Origin of the sequence: Planococcus donghaensis, from assembly GCF_001687665.2 — a bacterium.
Taxonomy (GTDB): Bacteria; Bacillota; Bacilli; order Bacillales_A; family Planococcaceae; genus Planococcus; species Planococcus donghaensis.
On record NZ_CP016543.2, the window covers coordinates 2,019,283 to 2,041,384 of the forward strand.

The following is a 22,102-nucleotide window of genomic DNA, read 5'->3' on the forward strand; positions in this document are numbered from 1 at the left end:
AAATTGCTATAGTAAAAATAAAAATAGGCATTGGAATAGAACTATTCCAATGCCTATTTTTTTATATTTTAACACAGTAATTTTTCAACTCAATATTTTTATTATGTAAACAAAAACCTTTATTGTTTAATACAGCTAAAAGCTAAAATAACGGGGATTCTTTTTCTACGTTCGTATTCTTCTTCATCATGAAAATCTTGACGTCTTGGCATACCTTCACGAAGACCGGTAATTGTAAATCCTGCCTTTGTTAAAGAGGCAAAGTAACTCTCAATCGTTCGATGATGTTTAACTACAATTTTATCTATCCACGGCTCATGTCGCTCGCCTTCTTTAAAGTAGTCATCGACAACCCAATTCCCTCTTCTTTCACCTGTCTTTTTGCTCTCAAAAGAAGAAGTTGTTAAAGGGTGTTGAACACTAAAGACAAACTGTCCCCCATTCTTTAAGCTGTTGTGAATGTTAATGAATAACTCATCTATCTTTATTAAATAGTGAATGGCCAAACGGGAAGTAACTAGATCAAAATGTTCTTGCGGAAAATCGAACGATTCCATCGTGGATTTTGTAATCTCACCTTGAAGGCCTTCCAAATTTTGAGATGCTAGTTTACTCATTTGTTCAGATCCTTCTACTCCTTGGTAGTAAAGTGCTCCTAACTCCATTAACTCTTTTCCGAACTCGGCATCTCCACAACCTAAATCCAATATGCGTTTGTCTTGCACACCTGTAAGTAAGTCATACATTACGGGTTTTTCAATGCTATTATTCGGACTATCCACTCGATTTCTTCGTTGTAAATAATTCAACAAAAACTCTTTTTCATCATAAACACTCGAACCTTTAAATTCCAAACTAACTCCCCCTTGTTAATAACTAAAAAAAGATGCCGCATAAGCAGCACCTTAACGTGCAGCTTATCAAGAAAAACTCTTCTATAATTCGCTGACTTTAATATAGTTAACTAAATTGATCGTGATCCGGTAAATAAAACCTGTTTCCTTGTTCGAAATTTCATAAGTACCATTTGATGGGATTTGACTTAATGCTGATTCTTTATCCATGGCCTGAACATTGTGAACGATGGTGTTTTCTTGATCAAAATTGAACTCAACTCGAAACGTCTTCATGTAATGGCCTCCCTTAAAGTATCACGCTCTTCGTGACTCAGTTTACCATAGTTAGGTTTCTATTGCTGTTTGTATAATTCTTTGTAGACAACAACTTTAAGAGCTAATAACTCTTCTTCGCTTAAGTTTTCTTCAAGTTTTTGAATGACCTCTTCTGCAGTCATCGTGCCGTCTTCTACGCCCGATTTCATCTTAGCCAAGTCACTGATTCCCACTTTTTTAATCAACGTGCCAGCAGCATCTCCTGTCGTTTGAAACGGCAAAGTTTGTTGTTTTGGCTCCGCGATTTCTGCTTCTTCTATGTATTGGCGCATTTTCGGATCATTTTCTACATACTCCACAACTTTTTCCAGCTGACCATTGCTCCGCATTTTTTCAGTCGCTTCTATTGCTAAGCGTTCCGTAGAAAGATCTGGACCTACCACATATACACCTATTCCAGCAAAAGAAAAGAAAATCAAAAATACGATGATTGTCATTAAAAAGCGCATGGCCGACGCCTCCTTTGTTTTATTGATTATAACAGTAGATGAGACGAAGTGTATAAAGTTTCCAAAAAAACCTCAAAATCCTATACTAAAGGAAATTGAGGTCTTTTTTAAGTATTTTCGGTTATTTGTTGTTTTTGCTGCTCCGCGATCCACCAGTCTATGTGTTCTAAGTTAAAAATCACAATATCCTGATAAGCTTTACGATGCGGAATTTTTCTTTTTAGCATTAACTCAGTAATTTGCTCTGCAGCCACAGGATAATTTACGGATTCCAAATAAGTTACCAAATTTGAAATGCCTTGTATCTTTCTCAATTTAATCCCCTCCCACAAAATCCTCCTTATCGTGTACAAAGGAAAATTCAGTACGAGTTATTAAATGTATAGGCTGCGTTATATTATTACCTTTATATTCGTTTTCTAAACATTTTTTCACTAATATATTAGCTCAGTCCATTATCAACTTAGCTAGTTTGAAAATATAAAAAAACCGTTGGAGCTATAAGCCCCAACGGTTCTCCTATTAATACATTTTCAAGTATTGCTCGCGTTCCCACGGGTGTACTGATGTGCGGAACATGTCCCACTCGATTTCTTTCGCTTCAACGAAGTTATTTAGAATATGTTCGCCTAAAGCTTTAGTCATTACTTCATTCTTTTGTAACTCTTGTAGTGCAGCATACAACGTGCCAGGTAGGTCTTTAATGCCAACAGCTTCACGCTCTTTCTTGTTCATTGCATAGATGTTGCGATCTACTGGGTTTGGCGGAGTCAATTTTCTACGGATGCCGTCAAGACCTGCACCTAATAGTACTGCCATTGCTAAGTATGGGTTAGCAGCTGGATCGACTGAACGCACTTCAACACGTGTAGACAAGCCGCGTGATGCTGGAATACGGATTAACGGGCTTCTGTTTTGTCCAGACCAAGCGATGTAACAAGGTGCTTCGTATCCAGGAACTAGACGCTTGTATGAGTTTACTAGCGGGTTTGTAACAGCTGTAAATCCTTCAGCGTGCTCTAAAATACCAGCAAGGAATTGGTAAGCAGTTTCACTTAGCTTCATTTCGCCATCTTCGTCAAGGAATGTATTGCGGTCTCCATCAAACAACGAAACGTTCATGTGCATACCAGAACCGTTTACACCGAATAGTGGTTTCGGCATGAATGTTGCATGTAGTCCGTGTTTACGAGCGATTGTTTTAACAACAAGTTTGAACGTTTGAATATCATCACATGCTTTTACAGCATCTGCATATTTAAAGTCAATTTCGTGTTGCCCCGGTGCCACTTCGTGGTGAGATGCTTCGATTTCAAAGCCCATTTCCTCTAACTCAAGCACGATGTCACGTCGGCAGTTTTCGCCAAGGTCCATAGGCGCTAAGTCAAAATAACCACCGTGGTCATTTAATTCAAGAGATGGTTCGCCTTTTTCATCCAGTTTGAACAAGAAGAATTCTGGTTCTGGTCCAAGGTTGAAATGTGTGAATCCTAGCTCTTCCATTTCTTTTAATACACGCTTCAAGTTTGTACGTGGATCTCCAGCAAATGGTGTGCCGTCTGCACTGTAAATATCACAGATCAAACGTGCTACTTTTCCTTTACCTGTGATCCATGGGAACACAACCCACGTATCAAGATCTGGGAATAAATACATATCTGATTCTTCGATGCGTACAAATCCATCGATAGAAGATCCATCAAACATCATTTTGTTATCGAGTGCTTTGTCCAATTGGGATGTCGGTATTTCAACGTTTTTGATGACCCCAAGAATGTCGGTAAATTGCAGACGAATAAAATTAACGTTCTCTTCTTTTACTAATCGATGAATGTCTTCCTTTGAATACTTGCCCATGTTCTCTTCACTCTCCTATGAATGTTGTATGTAAGCCCGTCTCAATTAAAGAAACGGGATAAATCACCTTGTCTAAAGCCGCCTTTTTCAAATGGACGAGCTTGGTGTTTCAATTCTTCATGCAGCAGCTTTCGCAACTCTGCATCGCTCAAGCTTTTCGGCTCAGCTTTTTCGTTTTCAGGTGTTTCTTTTAAGTCGTAAAGTTTTTTAATGCCTGCCATATTCAGTCCTTGATCCAAATAATCTTTGATCTCAAGCAAAGCATCGACATCATTTAGTGAAAACATACGCTTGTTACCTTCTGTACGGGCAGGGCTGATTAGCTTGTGCTCTTCGTAATAACGAATTTGTCTCGCTGTCAATTCCGTCAGCTGCATAACTATACTGATCGGAAGTAGCGGCATCGTCCGTCTGACCCGGTTCGTCATAAGATTCACTCATTTCAAATAATTACTACTTCTAAATCATACATTACGTTATATTAGTTGTCAACGAAATGTTATGTCTTCTAACATGTAAATTTTTTGCATGTTTTTTATATAGCTTTATTTAGATTAATTGTTGTTTTTTTAATGCATTTACAGAATTTAATACAGCAATTTTCACATGTTCATATGTAAGTCCACCTTGCACAAATGCCGTATACGGTGGTCGAATCGGACCGTCTGCTGTTAGTTCAATACTTGACCCTTGTACAAATGTTCCTGCTGCCATAATGACATCGTCTTCATAGCCAGGCATATACGCAGGTTCAGGCTTGAATTGAGCATTTACTGGTGAACTAGCTTGTATCGTTTGGCAAAAAGCAATCATTTGTTCAGCAGTTTGAAATGAGACCGATTGGATTAAATCTGTCCGCTTGTCGCTCCAATGAGGCGTTGTTGTCATACCCGCATCTTCTAATAACGCAGAGGTAAAAATTGCCCCTTTTAAAGCTTGTGAAACAACGTGTGGTGCCATAAAAAACCCTTGATACATGTCAGGCAAGGCATTGAGTGACGCTCCAGCCTCTCCACCTATACCCGGTGAAGTCATACGATAACCGCATTTTTCGATTAAATCTTTTCTTCCAGCTATATACCCACCAATTTTAGCTAGGCCGCCACCAGGATTTTTGATAAGCGAACCGGCGATCAAATCTGCTCCTACTTCAACCGGTTCTTGCGTTTCGACAAATTCTCCATAGCAATTATCAACAAAAACAATCGCTTCTGGTTTGATGCGCCGGATATGGACAATCATTTCTTCAATTTCTTCCATAGTAAAAGAAGGCCGTGTGTCATAACCTCTCGAGCGTTGAATGGCAATTACTTTTGTCTTGCTATTGATGGCTTTTTCAGCCGCCTCCCAATCAATTTTGTTCTCCACGTTTAGTTCTACGTGCTGATAGCTTATTCCAAAGTCTTTTAATGAACCGGTATCTTTTTCTCCTCCAGAAACGATGGAGTCTAATGTATCGTATGGTTTACCTGTCAGATACAACAACTCATCGCCCGGACGTAATACTCCAAACAACGAAATTGTAATGGCGTGAGTTCCCGAAATAATTTGCGGACGTACCAGTGCTGCTTCTGCTTTAAAGACATCTGCATAAACGCGTTCTAATGTATCCCGTCCTTCGTCATCATATCCATAGCCGGTTGACGGATTAAAATGATGATCGCTAACACGTTGGTTATGAAAAGCCTTCAATACCTTTTCCTGATTTATATAAGCTGTTTCATCAGCTAGGTGTAGTTGTTTTTGGATCGTTTCTTCGATTGTTTTAATTGTTGTTAACATGTAATTCTCCATTCTCTTGAATTTCTCTTTCTATTATGCGGCATGACTTGAAATAGCGTCAAATTCTGCTACAATTCATAGAGTTGTATGTTGAGGAGGAAAAAGGCTATGGCTTGGGAAGTACTGAGCGCAATCGGCACGATTGCTTTTGCAGTATCCGGCGCAATTATTGCTATGGAGGAAGAATACGATATATTCGGCGTGTATCTTCTTGGTGTGGTCACAGCCTTTGGCGGTGGGGCTATCCGGAATTTATTAATAGGCGTACCTGTTTCGGCATTATGGGAACAGGAATTTATGTTTCAACTGGCTTTTGTTTCGATAACGATTGTTTTTTTATTTCCACATAAATTACTCGGTCATTGGAATCGCTGGGGGTACTTTTTTGATGCGATCGGCTTATCAGCATTCGCTGTGCAAGGCGCCATCTATGCCGTCGAACTAGAATTGCCATTGTTTGCGGTTATTGTAGCTGCAGTATTGACAGGTTCAGGTGGCGGGATTATACGCGATATGTTAGCTGGCAGAAAGCCACTTGTGTTAAAATCTGAAATTTATGCTGTGTGGGCAGCTTTGGCAGGCTTGTTTATAAGCTTCGATTCAGCCAACACTGACTTAATGCTGTATTCATTGTTTGTGTTCATCACAATTTTACGTATTTTATCATATACGTTTAAATGGAGATTGCCCGCTCGTAAAATTCATATGACTTAAGATAACGGGCCACTCGGCAATATATCCGAGTGACCCGTTTAAATTTTCTTTATGCGATTGTTTCACCATTCCAAGCTAGCATGCCACCTTCGACGTTAGTTGCGTCGATATTATTGGTTTCTAGAATCCCGCCAGCCATTTCACTACGGCGACCTGAACGACAAATCATATAATACTCTTTTTGCGCATCTAATTCTCCAACACGTTCTTCCATTTCACCAAGGGGAATGTGTTTTGCCCCAGGAATCATTCCTGTCGCCACTTCATCATCTTCACGAACGTCAATGATGTTCAAATCTTCGCCCGACTCTACGCGTTTTTGCAATTCATCTGTTGTAATAGTTTTCATCAATACCCCTCCTGAATTTAAATCTTACTCACACAAAAATCCTATACCCCAAAAAGCAAGCTGTCAATCAGAAAAGCGCAGGTACCCATGTAGCTCTGACGGGCATAACCTAAAAAAAACCGAACTGCCTAAACAGTTCGGAACCTTGTTATTCTTCGTGTTCAATGGCGACAGCTTTTGCTGGAGAGAACGTCGAAATAGCATGTTTGTAGATTAGTTGTTGTTTACCATCTGTTTCCACCAACACCGTAAAATTATCATAAGATTTAATGATTCCTTTTAGTTGGAAGCCATTAAGTAAAAAAACGGTAACATAAATATTATTTTTACGAAGCTGATTTAAATAGACATCCTGAATATTAATCGGTTTCATGTGAATCCCCCTATTTCTCTGTTGGCATGTCTTTTGCCGTAAGTTTATCAATTCGACAATCTCTATCATTTTCCTGCATAAAAGCGATTATTTCCTGGAGATTTTTTTCAGGCATTTCCAATGCATCAATCCAGAAAATCGGCAATTTGTTTTTAAAATACGTAAATTGTCTTTTCGCATATTTACGAGAGTTTTGTTTGAGTTTTTCCACCGCTAACTCTAGACTCCACTGGCCATCTAAATAATGATAGATTTCTTTATAACCAATTGCTTGGATAGACTGTACATCTCGAACCCCTCTTTGTCTTAACGCTTCCACTTCTTCGACCAATCCCCGATCCAACATCATGTCTACCCGTTGGTTAATGCGCTCATACAAGACACTTCTCGGAATATCTAGTCCAATAATGACTTCGTTATACATTGGGGACAAAGCTAAATTACGGTCTTCTTTTTGCTGATCGCTCATGAGTATTTCGATGGCTCGTAAAACACGGCGTGTATTATTCGGATGAATATCACTTTGCGAATCCAACTTCAGCAATTTTTCGTGCATCCATTCAGGTCCGAATTGCTCTAGTTCTTTATTTAGCCGGTCACGAAGCTCTTGATCTACGGCATCTTTTGAGAAACGATAATCAAATAATACCGCTTGAACGTAAAGCCCAGAGCCTCCTACTATAATCGGTAATTTGCCACGCGATTGAATTTCAGCAATTTTTTCGCGAACCAATTGTTGATATTCAGCAACCGAAAACCCTTCATCGGGTTCTTTAATATCGATTAAGTGATGAGGAATGCCATTCATCTCTTCAGGCAATATTTTTGCTGTGCCAATTGTCATATCCCGGTAAATCTGCATCGAATCTCCGTTAATGATTTCCCCGTTTAAGTGTTTTGCTAACTCTAGACTTAGCGCAGTCTTCCCAGACGCTGTTGGTCCAACTACGGCCAATACATCAATCATTACCGCACATCCAATCGCCAATTACACGATAGGTATCGTGACGCCCTAGCTCGTTCAGCAATTCATGCCGCGCACCTTCAACGAGATATACTTTGACTAAACTCACACCTGCATCACTAAATTGTTTGGCTGCTTCAAAAACACCTTTGCCATTATCGCCTACCGGGTCTACCGCTCCGCTAATTAGTAAAATCGGTAAATCTTTGCGTACATGAGCGACTTTTTCAGGATTGTTTACAGTTGTAATCCCTGAAAACAAATCCTGATAAAATTGATTGGTTGATTCAAATCCACACAGGGGATCTGCTTCGTATTTCGTAACCATTTCTTTGTCTCGACTTAGCCAAGCGTAAGCGGACTCTTCATGTTCGAATGGTTTATTGAAACTACCAAATGTTAATTTCCCTAGCGCTTCACTTTGTTCTTGCTTGCCATACATTTTTGCCGATGCAGCTGCTATAACTTTTCCAAGTTTTCCAGAAACACCTGGGTCTCCACCTGTTGCAGACAGAACAACACGGTGAACCGTATCACTATACAATTGAATATATCGACGGGTCACAAATGAACCCATGCTATGGCCGAATAATACAAGCGGCAGTTCTCCAGTTGCTAGCTGCACTTCTTGAATAACTGAATGCGCATCTTCTACTACTCGTTCAAAACCATTATAATCTGCAAAATAGCCTTGTATGCCGTTACGTTCGACAGTTTTCCCATGGCCACGCTGATCGTGTGCCGATACAATAAACCCGCGCGACGCCAAGTATTCCGCAAATTCTTTGTAACGTCCTATGTGTTCTGCCATGCCGTGAATAATGTGGACATGACCAATCGGGCTTGTTGGTTCGTAACATTCAACGTATAGTTCGTGACCATCAGAAACGCGCATATAGTTTTTCGTTACTTGCATTCTCTCCACCCTTTCTTCTATCCTTATACCCAAAAACCTGTTTTTCATGACAGCAAAAACTTAATTCATTACACGTTTGAACATTTTTTCCACGTCATAAGTTTTAAAATGGATAATAACTGGGCGACCGTGCGGACAAGTAAATGGCTGTTCAGCTTTTTTTAAATCCGCTAGCAACCGTTCCATTTCGTGTTTTCGCAAAAAATGATTTGCTTTGATCGATCGTTTACAGCTCATCATAATCGCTGCATCTTCACGCAACTTTTTCACATCAACTTTGCGTTCTGCCAAAACCTGTTCGATTAAATCTTCGATAACTTCTTGTTCAAAACCTTTCGGAAACCATGTTGGGTATTCACGGACGATAAACGATGTATCTCCGAATTCTTCTAGAAAAACACCACTGTCAGTTAGTACCGATAAATGATCTTTTAATCGCAAAGCTTCATCTCGACTATAGTGAAATGTTAATGGCAATAACAATGCTTGTCGTTCGTTACTATCAATATCTCCGACTTTTTCACGGAAGTATTCGTATTTGATGCGTTCTTGCGCGGCATGCTGGTCAATTAAATAAAAACCATCATTACTTTGCGCCACGATATACGTCCCATGAATTTGACCAACCACTTCAAGCTCTGGAAATTGAGGACTTTGTTCTTGTTGTTCTTCTTCGTATCCCTGAACAGGTGGTGGTTCTTCTACTGGTGAAAAATCCGGTTGTATACGTTCTTCTTGGGGTACAGCAATTTTCACTTGTTCCACGGGCTGTTCTGAGTATTCCTGAACAGGCACTTCTTTTGGTTCTTGAACCGTAAACGAGCTTTTCCACAAGTCCAATTGTTTGGTTGGTGCTTGTTTCACCGGTTTTGGTTTATCAATTACTGGCGCACGAACTACCGTGCTAATTGTTCCACGAAGTGTTTCATGAATCAGTTCCATTAATTCTTTTTCTTTACTTAAGCGAATTTGTTGCTTTGCTGGATGCACGTTGACATCTGTTAAATAAGGATCGCCTTCAATGTTCATGACCACTATCGGTTGTCTCTCCAGCGGCAAAAACGTGTGATACGCTTTATGAACTGTGTTGGCAATCGCATAATGTTTGACCCACCGTCCATTTACAAATAATGAAATGTAATTTTTGTTGGCCCTTGTAATTTCAGGTAGTGATGCATACCCCGATATTTTGTAGTCATGAGATAGACCTTCAAACGGAATCATTTTCTTAGCAATTGCCACTCCATATATATCTGCTAACACTCGTTTGATTTCTCCACTGCCTGAAGTTTGAAGAATGATTCTTCCGTCATGTACTAGTTTAAAAGCAATCCCCGGATAACTCAGGGCAAAGCGGTTTAATAAATCAATTGAATGACCCAATTCTGTTTGCAAGGTTTTCATATACTTTAAACGAGCAGGAGTATTGAAAAACAATTGATCGATTTTTATATCCGTACCTTTTCTAAGAGACCCTGCACGATGTTCTGTCAGACGACCGCCTTCCATTTGTACGAAAGTTCCACTTTCCCCGTTTGACGTATGCAAAGTTACTTTTGATACAGAAGCGATACTGGCTAATGCTTCACCACGAAATCCAAGCGTCCGAATTCGGAACAAATCGTGTTCGTTTGCAATTTTACTAGTCGCATGACGAGAAAATGACAATAATGCATCATCTGCGTCCATCCCTGCTCCATTATCAATTATTTGTATAGAAGTCAGCCCCGCCTCAATAAGCAATACTTCAATGGCCGTACTCCCTGCATCAATCGCGTTTTCTACTAATTCTTTTACGACAGAAGTCGGTCGTTCTACTACTTCCCCTGCTGCTATTTTGTTGGATAGAGGTTCGTCCATCAATCGAATGATGCCCATGCGCTCACTCCTTATTGGTTTAACTTCTCTTGTAAGTCATGAATCATTTGCAACGCTTGAAGCGGTGTCATTGCTGATACTTGTACATCTTTAATCGTTTGTAGGATTTCGTCCTTTTCTGTATCGGCTTCGTCAAAAAAGGACAATTGTTCAATTGTTTTTGGTTGTTGTTTTTTATCTTGCTCAAAAGTTTTTAATAACTCTCTTGCTCGCGCAAGTATTGGTTCAGGTAAATTGGCCAACTCTGCAACATGAATACCGTAACTTTTATCCGCAGGGCCTTTTTTTACTTTATGAAGAAACACGACTTTGCCCGACTGCTCCATTGCGGCTACATGAACATTGTGTAGTTTTTCAAGAGAATTTTCTAACGTTGTTAATTCGTGATAATGGGTAGAAAACAGTGTATTGGCCCCAATTTCACGATGAATGTATTCAATCATTGATTGAGCTAGCGCCATTCCGTCATATGTCGATGTACCACGGCCAATTTCATCAAACAGCAATAAGCTGTTTTTTGTCGCGTGCGTAATGGCATATTGTGATTCAAGCATTTCCACCATGAATGTACTTTGGCCAGAAACTAAGTCATCTGCTGCACCAATACGCGTGAAAATTTGATCGACTATCGGTAAATTCGCAGATTCAGCAGGTACATAACTCCCGATTTGAGCCAGTACAATTGTCAATGCAACTTGTCGCATATACGTACTTTTACCGGACATGTTGGGTCCAGTAATTAGTAACATGTTTTGATTTTCTGCAAGGACGCAGTCGTTCGGAACATAATGCTGTTTGTTGAGCATTTTCTCAACTACTGGGTGACGTCCTTCGATAATGGATATTTCATTTGAATCATTGAAATCCGGTTTTACAAAACGGTATTTTTCCGCCACATTAGCAAAGCTTAAAAAGACGTCTAATCCACTTAGAGAAGAAGCTAAGCGTTGAATGCGGGAAATATATTGTTTGACTTCGTCTCGAATCGCTACAAATAACTCATATTCGAGTGCCAAACTTTCTTCTTCTGCCGTTAAAATCAAAGCTTCTTTTTCTTTTAGTTCAGGAGTGGTATAACGTTCAGCGTTCGCTAATGTTTGCTTTCGATCATAACGTTCTAAATCTGCTAAATGCATATTGGCTTTTGAAATTTCAATATAATAGCCAAAAATACGGTTATAGCCAATTTTCAATGACTTGATGCCCGTTAATTTGCGTTCTCTTTGCTCCAATTCAGCAATCCAGTCTTTACCGTTACGAGAAGCATCTCGAAATTCATCCAATCGCTCATGAAAACCGTCACGAATCACTCCACCTTCTTTTGAAGACAACGGAGGATTTTCACTAATCGCTTGCAGTAATTCACAAACTTCAATACAACGATCTAGTTTCTCGCCAAATTCCAATAAAGCTGGATCTCCCGACTTCTCTAACTCTTCGATTAACATAGGTACTTTCTCTAGAGAACTGCGAAGCTGTGCTAAATCTCTTCCACTAGCACTCCCAAAGGCGATTCGCCCAGATAAACGTTCTAGGTCATAAACTTCTTTCAACAAGCCTTGAAGCTCTACACGCACGAAATAGTGCTCGATCAATGCCGTTACCATTTGTTGGCGTTCTTCAATCATTCGTTTGTTGGCTAACGGTTGATGCAACCACTGCTTTAATTTCCGGCTCCCCATCGCTGTCATTGTTTCATCCAACAGCCACAGTAACGTTCCTTTTGTTTCATTGCCCCGAATCGATTGCAGCAATTCCAAATTTCGTTTGGAATGAAAATCAATGCTCAACAATTGATTGTTTTCTTTATAAGCAAAAGCTTGGATGTGGTCTAACGATTGTTTTTGCGTACGAGCAATATACGTCATTAATCGGTGACAACTTGTTTGTAAATCTTCTGGACAATCTATAGTCAACGATGCATTCATCTGATACGCATCTTCCATCGTCTCAATCGACAAAACTAAATCTTGTTCTTCTTCTGTTAACAAGACAAACAATTGCTCGGAAACGACTAGTTCACGAATGCTTAAAGAACGCAGCTCCTGAAGCAATGCTTTTTCCGTTCCCATTATGTACGTCGCTGTCGATTCACCTGTACTAATATCCACATACGACAAAGCAAAACCGTCTGTTAATTCATCGGCAGCAGCTAAAAAGACATTAGATTTAGAATCCACACTTTTTCCTTCTGTATGTGTACCAGGCGTGATTAAACGGACGACCTCACGCTTCACAACGCCTTTAGTCGTTTTTGGGTCTTCTACTTGTTCACATATGGCCACTTTATGACCTTTTAAAATTAACTGATCAATATAGTTTTTGGCCGCATGGTGAGGCACGCCACACATCGGAATCCGGTCATCGCCATTTCCTCCACGTGCAGTTAACGTAATTTCGAGTAGTTGAGATGCCTTAATCGCATCATCATAAAACAATTCATAAAAATCGCCTAAACGGAAAAACAAAAATGCATCTAAGTATTCGGATTTCACTTGAAAATATTGTTGCATCATTGGTGTCGGTGCCATTTAAAAAACCTCTTTCAAATCGATTCGTCGTTTCTCCATTATACCAAATATAAAGGCGGAAAAGAAAAAACTGAAAGAGCTTTGGCTCTTTCAGTTTTTTCTGTTTAAATGCGTTTCTATTCACGCATGTATTTCGTTATAACGACCAGATTGTCTTATGCCGTCGAGGCTTAACGGTCGTTTACGCTTTTCTAGTTACCCGCAGCTTCCTGGTTTGTCGTTGCGAACTTTCGATCCTGTTTCGCCGCGTAACAAGTCGCCACCTGTTTCCGTGATAATGTTGTTTGTAACTTGGTTCGCAATAGCAGTTGAGACCATTTGCAACAATGAGTTAACATCGCTTTGCGATTGTTTAAATTCTTGAACGATTGGCACTGCGTCAATTTCTTCTTCGATTTTGGCAATTTTGCCTTCGATTAAATTTAATGCACGCTCTTTGCCATATGCTTGGAAGTTTACTGCTTGTTTTTGCAAGCTTTTCAAGCTAGCGATTTTCTCACGAATTTGTTGGTTTTCGTTAATTTGTGCTTCTGCACGTTTAAAGAAATCTACTTCTTCTGTTGCTGCGATCATATCGGCAACTTCGCGTGCTTTGTCGACGATTTCTTGTTTTGTGTATGTCATTTTTAAACACCCATTTCTTGGCCCGCTGCAGCTTCTTGTTGTTCACCGTTTTGCGGCCATGTTTTAGTTTCGGTAAATCAGACTTCGACATCTTTATTTGAAGTACAAAACCTAACTGTGCAATTACATACAGTATGGTTCTTCCTTTTGATAGTACGTTAATCATTTTTGAAACCTTATGACCTGTTCGAGTTTCCGAAAGAAATGATTATCCATTTCCACAAAAATTCTTTTTACTCACTCTCTCATTATACTGAAAATGAGGCTTGCACTTCAAGGTCTCTGCTCTAATTGTCGAAGTTTCGTCACGAAGCTATAAATTTATCCTCGGAATGGATAATCTTCATTGATATAAACACGCTCAAAGCTTGTCGCTTTACCCGTTTGATCATCCACTTCTGTGAAAAATCCACTTACAACTGAACGGCCACGTTTCGGCACTTCAAATCGAGTTGGCATATTCGTTTTAAAACGATACAACACAGCTTCTTTGTTCATACCTAATATTTCATCATATGGTCCTGTCATACCCACATCTGAGATATACGCAGTACCATTTGGTAATATGCGTGCATCAGCAGTTTGAACATGCGTATGAGTTCCAACGACCACTGAAGCGCGGCCATCTAAATGCCACCCCATCGCAATTTTTTCACTTGTTGCTTCTGCGTGGAAATCGACAAATACTAATGGCGAAATGGCTTTAGCTTCGGCTACAAGCTCATCTGCTTTTTGGAATGGGTCTTCATGAGGCGGCAAAAAAACACGTCCATGTAAATTTATAACCGATAAGGTTTGGCCATTTTTGGTGACTGTAGCCATGCCACGACCTGGTGCTTCATCTGAAAAGTTTGCTGGACGAATCAAGTAATCAACTTCATCAATAAAATCAAAAATCTCTTTTTGATCCCAAGTATGGTTGCCCATTGTTACCATATCGACACCCATAAATAACAAGTCTTGATAAATGGCTTTCGTAATTCCGCGTCCTGCTGCTGCGTTTTCACCATTTGCAATAATGACGTCTGGTGCATACTTTCTTTTTAATCTCGGTAAATACGATTCTAGTGCATCTCTTCCGATTGATCCGACAATATCTCCAATAAATAAAATTTTCACAAACTCACCTTTTTTCCATAAGAAAAAGGCTTCTTTGAATAGACATTCATCGAAGCCTTACTCTTATTATTTTGCGTATTCAACTGCTCTAGTTTCTCTAATAACCGTCACTTTGATATGACCTGGATAATCCAGCTCTTCTTCAATCCGTTTCCGGATGTCTCGAGCTAAACGATGCGCCGTCATGTCATCAATTTGTTCAGGTCGCACCATGATGCGAATTTCACGTCCCGCTTGAATAGCGAATGATTTCTCTACGCCTTCATACGACTCGGAAATTTCTTCAAGTTTTTCTAGGCGACGAATGTAGTTTTCCAATGTTTCACTTCTTGCACCTGGACGAGCAGCTGACAATGCATCTGCTGCTGCTACGATGACAGAAATGATTGAAGTCGCTTCTGTGTCACCGTGATGGGAAGCAATACTGTTTATCACTACAGGATGTTCTTTGTATTTAGTTCCAAGTTCTACACCGATCTCTACGTGACTGCCTTCTACTTCATGATCGATTGCTTTACCAATGTCATGTAAAAGTCCAGCACGACGAGCAAGTGTAACGTCTTCTCCAAGTTCAGCTGCCATTAAGCCTGACAAGAATGCTACTTCCACAGAGTGCTTCAGTACATTTTGTCCATAACTTGTACGGTAACGAAGGCGTCCAAGAATTTTGATCAAATCAGGATGTAAGTTATGAACACCTACGTCAAATGTGGTTTGTTCCCCAATTTCACGAATTTGTTCATCCACTTCACGTCTGGACTTCTCAACCATTTCTTCGATGCGCGCTGGATGGATACGGCCATCTGATACCAGTTTTTCAAGAGCCAATCGAGCCGTTTCGCGACGAATTGGATCAAATCCTGATAGAATAACCGCTTCTGGTGTATCATCGATGATTAAATCGATTCCGGTTAAGGTTTCAAGCGTACGGATGTTACGCCCTTCACGCCCAATGATACGACCTTTCATTTCATCGTTTGGCAAGTTTACTACCGACACAGTAGTTTCTGCTACATGGTCTGCTGCAAATCGTTGCATCGCCAATGATAAAATGTTTTTCGCTTTTTTGTCCGATTCTTCTTTAGCACGAGCTTCTGACTCTTTCATCATTACCGCAATATCCGTTGAAAGTTCTTTCTCAACATCTTGCAAGATAATTGATTTGGCTTCTTCTCGTGTCAAAGATGAGATTCGTTCCATTTCAGATTGCTGCTGTCGGACTAACTCTTCGGCTTTGCTCTCCATCTGTTCAATATGCTGTTGTTTTTCTGAGAGCGTTTCGTCTTTACGTTCTAGACTCGCTTCTCTTTTGTTTAATGCATCATCCTTGCGATCCAAATTTTCTTCTCTCTGCAACAACCGATTCTCTTGTCTTTGTAGTTCAGAACGGCGTTCCCGAATTTCAGATTCTGTTTCAGTACGCAATTTATGATTTTCGTCTTTCGCTTCCAATAATGCTTCTTTTTTCAGCGCTTCAGCTTCTCGTTTTGCATCTTCGACTATTTGCTCCGCAGAGTTTTTAGCGCCTGCAATATTGGAATCGTTTGCTTTTTTTAATGCAAAATAACCAACAACTACACCGACGATGATACCAAGCAAAGCGAAGATGAACTCATTAATACCCATTCGGACACCTCCTCTTGCTATTGATTTGTTTTCATTTTAAAAGATGAATGATCAAACTTGTTTCACTACAACTATTTTAAAATTAGTAAATTATACAATTTTAATTGTATAGATGGACTTATGTCGTGTCAACCCAGGAAAGCGGAAGTAGCAGTCTTGAGCCAAGGGGAAGTTAGCAACACGTTCGCATTAATGAATACACGCGTTTCTGCTGTGCGCTAACTTTACGAAATTTACTATAGTAAAAAAGCCGCAAAGCTTTTTTGAACTGCACCGAAATTGTTAGACACAACTAACAATGGAGGTGCAGTTTTTTATGGCGAAATTTAAAGTTGAAGATAAGATACGCGCTGTTCGGGAGTATTTAACTGGGCATGACTCGATGAATGAAGTCGCTAAGCGGTATGGGGTAAACAAAAGAGGATTCCATCAATGGATTGAGCTGTACCAACATCACGGCGTAGAGGGATTGATGAAACGCTATACAAACTATACACCTGAGTTTAAGATGGACGTATTAAACTTTATGAACGATACCGGGGCGTCCCCTATGAAAGCAGCTGCTGTTTTCAATATCCCTTCCAGAACGACCGTGATGAAATGGGAGAAAGCACTTGATCAAAGTGGCATGGACGCCCTTATTTCAAAACAAAGGGGGCATCCATCCATGAAAGAGAAATCCAAAAAACCTGTGTCACCAAAGAAACCAACCGAATCACTTCAAGAAGAAGTCGAACGGCTGCGCATGGAGAATGCGTATTTAAAAAAGTTAAATGCCTTAGTGAAGGAAAAAGAACTGTCACAGCGCAACTCAAAGCGCAAGTAATCTATGAGCTAAGGCATGATTTCAAGGTCGTTGACCTCATCAAGATAGCGTCCATTCCTAGAAGTACCTATTATTATTGGATCAAACATCACACTCGTCCCGACAAATACAAAGAGGCAAAAGAAGCGATTGCCGTTATCTTTCATGCACACAAGGGACGATATGGACATCGGAATATCCAAATCGAATTAGGGAAAATAGGAATCCACCTGGATCCAAAAACGGTATTGAAATTGATGAAAGTAATCGGTCTCGCCTGCCGGGTTCGGATGAAGAAATACCGTTCCTATCGTGGCAATGTGGGAACAGCGGCACCGAATATCCTGAACCGAGATTTCTCAGCTGAGAAACCAAATCAAAAATGGGTAACCGATGTGACGGAGTTCTCTCTTTTCGGGCAGAAGCTCTATCTATCACCTGTACTGGACCTGTACAACAGCGAAATCATCGCTTACACCATCCAGAGCCGGCCGACGTATGACCTGGTTTCCACCATGCTTGAACAAGCCTTGAAACGCCTCGACCCAAAAGATGAGCTTGTGCTCCATTCGGATCAGGGCTGGCATTATCAGATGAAGAAATACCAGATGGCATTGAGCAACCGGAACGTCACCCAAAGCATGTCCCGTAAGGGGAACTGTCTCGACAACGCCGTGATCGAAAATTTCTTTGGCATCCTGAAGACGGAACTCCTCTACTTGCAGGAATTTGAAAGTCTTGAACACTTCCGCCAGGAACTGGATGACTATATGATTTACTACAATCAGAAACGAATGAAGAAGAAATTAAAAAACATGAGTCCGGTTGAATACCGGACTCATGTACAACAAGCTGCTTAATTTTTTTGTCTAACTTTTTTGGGTCAGTTCATTTTTGCTTAGCGGCTTTTCCCAATTTATAAACGACTTTTAGTTATCGTCTTCATCTAACAAAAGATTAAAGTCTTCTGGTTCTTCTTTGCTTGCAGCAATTGTATACGTAGCTGCTGCCATGCCATAAGATTCACGGATTTTGTTAGAAATCTCATTACGGATTTCTGGATTTTTAAGCAAGAATTGCTTAACATTTTCACGGCCTTGACCGATTCGTTCTTCGTTATATGAATACCATGAACCGCTCTTTTGAATAATTTCCAAATCAGAACCGATATCGACGATTTCGCCTTCACGCGAAATCCCTTTTCCGTACATAATGTCTACTTCAGCAGTACGGAACGGTGGAGCTACCTTGTTTTTCACAATTTTAATCTTCGTTCTGTTACCAATGATTTCTGTGCCTGATTTTAATGCTTCTGCACGACGTACTTCTAAACGAACAGACGAATAGAATTTCAATGCGCGACCACCAGGTGTTGTTTCTGGGTTACCAAACATTACACCAATTTTCTCACGAATTTGGTTAATGAAAATAACAATGGTATTAGACTTGTTAATAACACCAGATAATTTACGAAGAGCTTGAGACATTAAACGAGCTTGTAATCCCATATGAGAGTCGCCCATTTCACCTTCGATTTCAGCTTTTGGTACTAATGCTGCTACTGAATCGACTACGACGATATCAACTGCTCCACTACGAACAAGAGCTTCGGCAATTTCAAGTGCTTGCTCTCCTGTATCCGGTTGAGACAATAGTAACTCATCAATATTTACTCCAAGGTTCTTTGCATAAACTGGATCTAATGCGTGCTCTGCATCGATAAAGGCAGCTGTTCCGCCTGTAGCTTGTACTTCTGCAATAGCATGAAGAGAAACAGTTGTTTTACCTGAACTTTCAGGACCGTATACTTCGATTACACGCCCACGTGGATATCCGCCTATTCCTAGTGCTGTATCCAATGCAAGTGAACCACTTGAAACTGATGATATATTGCGGTCGGAATTTTCCCCTAATTTCATAACAGAACCTTTACCAAATTGCTTTTCTATTTGTTTTAACGCCATATCTAATGCTGCTTTACGATCGCTCAAAAGAAATCCTCCTCTAAATGAAAACCTATTTTCTATCTGTTTCTAGTATACTAGCTTATTGAGAAATACACAAGAAAAAAGCGAACGTTTATTCGGTTATTTATTTTTAAAACTTATTTTTAAACGTCCTATTTCACGCATTTCCCGATTTTGGCAATAAAAAAACACGCAAAATTAAATTTTGCGTGCATTTTCTTCTGTTAACGTGCGAATGACATAATATAACGCGAGTTTAACAGCTCGTAAACGATTCGTGTTGCGCATTCCTGATAGCTGAAGGCGGTAAGATTTAGAACTTCCTTCTGTGGCTATGCCAATCCAAACAGTCCCTGCAGGCTGATCACCGTGTGCGTCTGGCCCTGCTGCACCTGTTAATGAAACGCTAATATCGGTTTTAAATTTATCTCGTACCGCTTCTGCCATAGCTAATGCTGTTTGCTCACTGACAACACCGTATTCAGCTAGTAATTCAGCTGATAAGCCAAGCTGATGAACTTTCATTTCTTCGTTGTAAGTAATAACTCCACCTGATAATACTGCGCTTGCTCCTGCAACAGAAGCCAACTCCGATTGAAATAATCCAGCGGTTAAACTTTCGGCTGCTGAAATTGTTTTGCCTTGCTGTTTCAAAAGTTCAACTACTTTAGATGCGAGCGAATCATTGTCATACCCATACAGATAATCACCTACAACATCTAAAATCTCGTTTTTAGTACCGTTAATTAATTGCCACGCTTCTTCTGTTGTATTGGTTTTAGCCGTAATACGCAGCGTTACTTCACCATCAGCAGCGAGTGGTGCAATTGTCGGGTTTGTTTGTTTTTCGAGAATGTGATGCAAACGATCTTCCAGTTCCGCTTCACCGATCCCATAAAAGCGCAAGACGTGTGACAAAATAACATCTGCTTTGTTCAATAAGCTTGCAAGTTTCGGTTTTGCCTCAAACTGGAACATTGGCTCCATTTCTTTTGGCGGTCCTGGTAACAAGATATAAACGCGTTCGTCTTTTTTGTACATCATGCCAGGCGCCATACCATTGTGGTTCACAAGTACGTCGCTGTCTTTTAACACCCACGCTTGCTTTTTGTTGTTTTCCGTCATCGGTCGACCTGCACGTTCAAAAAACGCAACGATCGAATCGAGAGCTTCTTCGTTTGTTTCTAGGGATGTATTTAAGTGACGAGCAATCGCCTCTTTTGTTAAATCATCTTTTGTCGGACCCAATCCACCGGTAAATAGTATTAAATCCGCACGATTTTCTGCAATCTTAATCGCATCTTCTAACCGATCCGGGTTGTCTCCGACTACTGTATGGTAATACACATTAATGCCAAGTTCGGCTAAATGATTAGACAAAAATCGAGCATTCGTATTTGTAATTTGACCTAATAATAACTCTGAACCTACCGCAATAATTTCTGCGTTCATTTATTCGAACCCCTTTTTGCGCTTATTTTGAAGCCATTAATGCGCGACGATTGGCGTAGAAATAATCCCAGCCAGACCATACTGTAAAGATCAATGCGATATAAAGCATAATTTGACCAAATGGCAAACCAACTAATACAAAAATAGTGTCGTGTAACAACAAAGCCGAGATCGCTAAAATTTGTGCAGTTGTTTTAATCTTGCCTAAACCACCAGCAGCAACAACTTCACCTTCGCCTGCTAGAACTAAACGTAATCCTGTAACCGCAAATTCACGGCTGATGATGATAATTACAATCCACGAAGCGGCAAACCCTAATTCCACTAAAATGATTAATGCGGCTGAAACCAATAGCTTGTCCGCTAATGGATCTAAAAACTTTCCAAACGTCGTAACTAAGTTGTACTTACGTGCATAATAGCCGTCCACCCAATCTGTCAGTGATGCAAAAATAAAAATTACTCCTCCGACAAAATGAGTGACGGGCATTTCAGCGCCAAATAGCATCATGGTTCCCCAGTCAAAGCCGGCTAACATGACCACCATAAATACAGGAATCAATAAAATCCTCGAGATGGTAATCTGGTTTGGTATGTTCATTGTTGTTTCCCCTTTCAAACTTTCAAGAAAAATAGCCATCCAAAGATGGCTATTCGACGTTTGTCAATTGAATAACGATATTTTGGGTTTGGAGTGGTTGCGTATACTCGATGTTTTCACCGTTCATAATCAATGTGATATTAGCGTATTCTCCAATACGTACATGAAGACGGTCTACTTTAGCTAAATCGAGTGTTTCTTTTTCCCCAGCTTGCATTACACGTGCTTTAGAAGTTAACTCTTTTTGATTTTGATCAGTGGCAGCAATCCAGGACGGTCCATCCGCAACTATTTCTAGCTGAGGATTCGCAGTTCCTTGCCATGTATAAGTTGTTGTTTCACCTTTTGTTTCTTTTAGTGAAAGAACAGACGTAGGTTCTGCAGGTTTTTCCACTGGTTCTTCAACAGCCGCTTCTTCTGTTTCATCTGGCGTAGCAGGAACAGGTTCTTCGTATGGCACACTTACGCCTTCTTCTTCTGCTGGACGATTGGCGGAATCTCTATTCGTCGATGCACTATAAAAATACCACGACACCGCAAGAATTAAGACAATAAATAAGGCAACCAAAACTTTTGGTATGATATCAGCATATGTCTCGCTCGGAGCAGTGCGGGCAACAGAACGGCTTCTTGAAGTAAAAGTTTCCGGCATTTGTTTTTTTTCAGCCGTTTCACCAGCCGGCATTTCTGTTTTAAACTGCTCAAGTAATTCTTCACCGTTCAACCCTACTGCTGCAGCATATTGTTTAATAAAAGCGCGTACATAAAACGCTCCAGGCATCATAGTGTGATTGCCATCTTCTATACCCGCCAAGTAACGTTTTTGTATTTTGGTCAAGTCTTGCAAATCTTCCAAACTAAAACCTTTGGCGATTCTGGCCTGTTTCAGCCTCGTACCCAACTCATTCAAACCGATCACCTGC

The 22,102-nt window shown here is 40.2% G+C and carries 22 protein-coding genes; 2 read left to right on the plus strand and 20 right to left on the minus strand.

Going from position 1 to position 22,102, the window contains the following annotated elements; genetic code table 11:
- Nucleotides 1–119: 119 nt before the first annotated feature.
- From BCM40_RS10185 to BCM40_RS10215, 7 genes are all read right to left on the minus strand, one after another.
- Complete coding sequence (locus tag BCM40_RS10185; protein ID WP_065526013.1) at nt 120–854, minus strand: class I SAM-dependent methyltransferase; 735 nt, start codon at nt 852–854, stop codon at nt 120–122.
- Between the two features lie 81 nt (nt 855–935).
- Nucleotides 936–1,130, minus strand: coding sequence for a hypothetical protein (locus BCM40_RS10190; protein WP_065526012.1), 195 nt, complete (start codon nt 1,128–1,130; stop codon nt 936–938).
- A 59-nt stretch (nt 1,131–1,189) separates the two neighbouring features.
- Nucleotides 1,190–1,621 carry a hypothetical protein gene (locus BCM40_RS10195; RefSeq protein WP_065526011.1) on the minus strand — a complete coding sequence of 144 codons (432 nt, stop codon included), beginning with the start codon at nt 1,619–1,621 and terminating at the stop codon, nt 1,190–1,192.
- Nucleotides 1,622–1,728: 107 nt separating this feature from the next.
- Complete coding sequence (locus BCM40_RS10200) at nt 1,729–1,935, minus strand: hypothetical protein (protein WP_065527689.1); 207 nt, start codon at nt 1,933–1,935, stop codon at nt 1,729–1,731.
- 208 nt (nt 1,936–2,143) lie between these two features.
- Nucleotides 2,144–3,478: a type I glutamate--ammonia ligase gene (gene glnA, locus BCM40_RS10205; protein WP_065526010.1), complete on the minus strand. Its 1,335-nt coding sequence runs from the start codon at nt 3,476–3,478 to the stop codon at nt 2,144–2,146.
- A gap of 41 nt (nt 3,479–3,519) precedes the next feature.
- A complete protein-coding gene (locus BCM40_RS10210) occupies nt 3,520–3,906 on the minus strand; it encodes a MerR family transcriptional regulator (protein ID WP_008430929.1) in 387 nt (128 codons plus the stop codon).
- Nucleotides 3,907–4,027: 121 nt separating this feature from the next.
- Nucleotides 4,028–5,260, minus strand: a complete 1,233-nt coding sequence (locus BCM40_RS10215; RefSeq protein WP_083394512.1) for a methionine gamma-lyase family protein — start codon at nt 5,258–5,260, stop codon at nt 4,028–4,030.
- 108 nt (nt 5,261–5,368) lie between these two features.
- On the opposite strand from BCM40_RS10215, the gene BCM40_RS10220 reads away from it, so the two are divergent.
- Entirely contained in the window at nt 5,369–5,974 is a 606-nt protein-coding gene (locus BCM40_RS10220; protein ID WP_065526008.1) for a trimeric intracellular cation channel family protein, read from the plus strand.
- A 49-nt stretch (nt 5,975–6,023) separates the two neighbouring features.
- Here BCM40_RS10220 and BCM40_RS10225 read toward each other — a convergent pair whose 3' ends face one another.
- The 9 genes from BCM40_RS10225 to rny form a co-directional block, all read right to left on the minus strand.
- Entirely contained in the window at nt 6,024–6,323 is a 300-nt protein-coding gene (locus BCM40_RS10225) for a rhodanese-like domain-containing protein (protein WP_065526007.1), read from the minus strand.
- Between the two features lie 148 nt (nt 6,324–6,471).
- Nucleotides 6,472–6,696, minus strand: coding sequence for an RNA chaperone Hfq (gene hfq / locus BCM40_RS10230; protein WP_008430925.1), 225 nt, complete (start codon nt 6,694–6,696; stop codon nt 6,472–6,474).
- A 10-nt stretch (nt 6,697–6,706) separates the two neighbouring features.
- A complete protein-coding gene (gene miaA, locus BCM40_RS10235) occupies nt 6,707–7,663 on the minus strand; it encodes a tRNA (adenosine(37)-N6)-dimethylallyltransferase MiaA (RefSeq protein WP_065526006.1) in 957 nt (318 codons plus the stop codon).
- Nucleotides 7,656–8,576 carry an alpha/beta hydrolase gene (locus BCM40_RS10240; RefSeq protein WP_065526005.1) on the minus strand — a complete coding sequence of 307 codons (921 nt, stop codon included), beginning with the start codon at nt 8,574–8,576 and terminating at the stop codon, nt 7,656–7,658. Before BCM40_RS10240 ends, miaA begins: the two co-directional genes overlap by 8 nt.
- A gap of 60 nt (nt 8,577–8,636) precedes the next feature.
- Entirely contained in the window at nt 8,637–10,454 is a 1,818-nt protein-coding gene (mutL, locus tag BCM40_RS10245) for a DNA mismatch repair endonuclease MutL (RefSeq protein WP_065526004.1), read from the minus strand.
- 11 nt (nt 10,455–10,465) lie between these two features.
- Entirely contained in the window at nt 10,466–12,985 is a 2,520-nt protein-coding gene (gene mutS / locus BCM40_RS10250) for a DNA mismatch repair protein MutS (protein ID WP_065526003.1), read from the minus strand.
- A 195-nt stretch (nt 12,986–13,180) separates the two neighbouring features.
- The gene (locus BCM40_RS10255; RefSeq protein WP_008430917.1) at nt 13,181–13,609 is read right to left on the minus strand and encodes a YlbF/YmcA family competence regulator; all 429 of its coding nucleotides are present in this window, start codon (nt 13,607–13,609) and stop codon (nt 13,181–13,183) included.
- A 321-nt stretch (nt 13,610–13,930) separates the two neighbouring features.
- Entirely contained in the window at nt 13,931–14,728 is a 798-nt protein-coding gene (locus BCM40_RS10260) for a TIGR00282 family metallophosphoesterase (RefSeq protein ID WP_065526002.1), read from the minus strand.
- Nucleotides 14,729–14,794: 66 nt separating this feature from the next.
- Nucleotides 14,795–16,354 carry a ribonuclease Y gene (gene rny, locus BCM40_RS10265; protein WP_065526001.1) on the minus strand — a complete coding sequence of 520 codons (1,560 nt, stop codon included), beginning with the start codon at nt 16,352–16,354 and terminating at the stop codon, nt 14,795–14,797.
- A 316-nt stretch (nt 16,355–16,670) separates the two neighbouring features.
- Here rny and BCM40_RS16310 point away from each other — a divergent pair.
- Nucleotides 16,671–18,019 (plus strand): IS3 family transposase gene (locus BCM40_RS16310; protein ID WP_156851264.1). Its coding sequence is split into 2 segments (ribosomal slippage): nt 16,671–17,115 and nt 17,115–18,019, totalling 1,350 coding nucleotides; the frame shifts between segments, so codons are not numbered across the junction.
- A gap of 69 nt (nt 18,020–18,088) precedes the next feature.
- Here BCM40_RS16310 and recA read toward each other — a convergent pair.
- The 4 genes from recA to BCM40_RS10295 all read right to left on the minus strand — a co-directional run bounded on the left by recA (nt 18,089) and on the right by BCM40_RS10295 (nt 22,089).
- Nucleotides 18,089–19,150, minus strand: coding sequence for a recombinase RecA (recA, locus tag BCM40_RS10280; protein WP_008430914.1), 1,062 nt, complete (start codon nt 19,148–19,150; stop codon nt 18,089–18,091).
- Between the two features lie 174 nt (nt 19,151–19,324).
- Nucleotides 19,325–20,578 carry a competence/damage-inducible protein A gene (locus tag BCM40_RS10285; RefSeq protein ID WP_065525998.1) on the minus strand — a complete coding sequence of 418 codons (1,254 nt, stop codon included), beginning with the start codon at nt 20,576–20,578 and terminating at the stop codon, nt 19,325–19,327.
- Nucleotides 20,579–20,600: 22 nt separating this feature from the next.
- The gene (gene pgsA / locus BCM40_RS10290; RefSeq protein ID WP_065525997.1) at nt 20,601–21,179 is read right to left on the minus strand and encodes a CDP-diacylglycerol--glycerol-3-phosphate 3-phosphatidyltransferase; all 579 of its coding nucleotides are present in this window, start codon (nt 21,177–21,179) and stop codon (nt 20,601–20,603) included.
- Between the two features lie 49 nt (nt 21,180–21,228).
- Nucleotides 21,229–22,089 carry a helix-turn-helix domain-containing protein gene (locus BCM40_RS10295; protein ID WP_065525996.1) on the minus strand — a complete coding sequence of 287 codons (861 nt, stop codon included), beginning with the start codon at nt 22,087–22,089 and terminating at the stop codon, nt 21,229–21,231.
- Nucleotides 22,090–22,102 lie beyond the last annotated feature (13 nt).

Bases quoted from the DNA above. Each gene is read 5' to 3' on its own strand.
- BCM40_RS10285 (WP_065525998.1), bottom strand. From the start codon at position 20,578: ATGAACGCAGAAATTATTGCGGTAGGTTCAGAGTTATTATTAGGTCAA.
- BCM40_RS10225 (WP_065526007.1), bottom strand. From the start codon at position 6,323: ATGAAAACTATTACAACAGATGAATTGCAAAAACGCGTAGAGTCGGGC.
- BCM40_RS10240 (WP_065526005.1), bottom strand. From the start codon at position 8,576: ATGCAAGTAACGAAAAACTATATGCGCGTTTCTGATGGTCACGAACTA.
- mutL (WP_065526004.1), bottom strand. From the start codon at position 10,454: ATGGGCATCATTCGATTGATGGACGAACCTCTATCCAACAAAATAGCA.
- pgsA (WP_065525997.1), bottom strand. From the start codon at position 21,179: ATGAACATACCAAACCAGATTACCATCTCGAGGATTTTATTGATTCCT.
- hfq (WP_008430925.1), bottom strand. From the start codon at position 6,696: ATGAAACCGATTAATATTCAGGATGTCTATTTAAATCAGCTTCGTAAA.
- BCM40_RS10210 (WP_008430929.1), bottom strand. From the start codon at position 3,906: ATGACGAACCGGGTCAGACGGACGATGCCGCTACTTCCGATCAGTATA.
- BCM40_RS10215 (WP_083394512.1), bottom strand. From the start codon at position 5,260: ATGTTAACAACAATTAAAACAATCGAAGAAACGATCCAAAAACAACTA.
- BCM40_RS10220 (WP_065526008.1), top strand. From the start codon at position 5,369: ATGGCTTGGGAAGTACTGAGCGCAATCGGCACGATTGCTTTTGCAGTA.
- miaA (WP_065526006.1), bottom strand. From the start codon at position 7,663: ATGATTGATGTATTGGCCGTAGTTGGACCAACAGCGTCTGGGAAGACT.
- BCM40_RS10190 (WP_065526012.1), bottom strand. From the start codon at position 1,130: ATGAAGACGTTTCGAGTTGAGTTCAATTTTGATCAAGAAAACACCATC.
- BCM40_RS10255 (WP_008430917.1), bottom strand. From the start codon at position 13,609: ATGACATACACAAAACAAGAAATCGTCGACAAAGCACGCGAAGTTGCC.
- BCM40_RS10195 (WP_065526011.1), bottom strand. From the start codon at position 1,621: ATGCGCTTTTTAATGACAATCATCGTATTTTTGATTTTCTTTTCTTTT.
- rny (WP_065526001.1), bottom strand. From the start codon at position 16,354: ATGGGTATTAATGAGTTCATCTTCGCTTTGCTTGGTATCATCGTCGGT.
- mutS (WP_065526003.1), bottom strand. From the start codon at position 12,985: ATGGCACCGACACCAATGATGCAACAATATTTTCAAGTGAAATCCGAA.
- glnA (WP_065526010.1), bottom strand. From the start codon at position 3,478: ATGGGCAAGTATTCAAAGGAAGACATTCATCGATTAGTAAAAGAAGAG.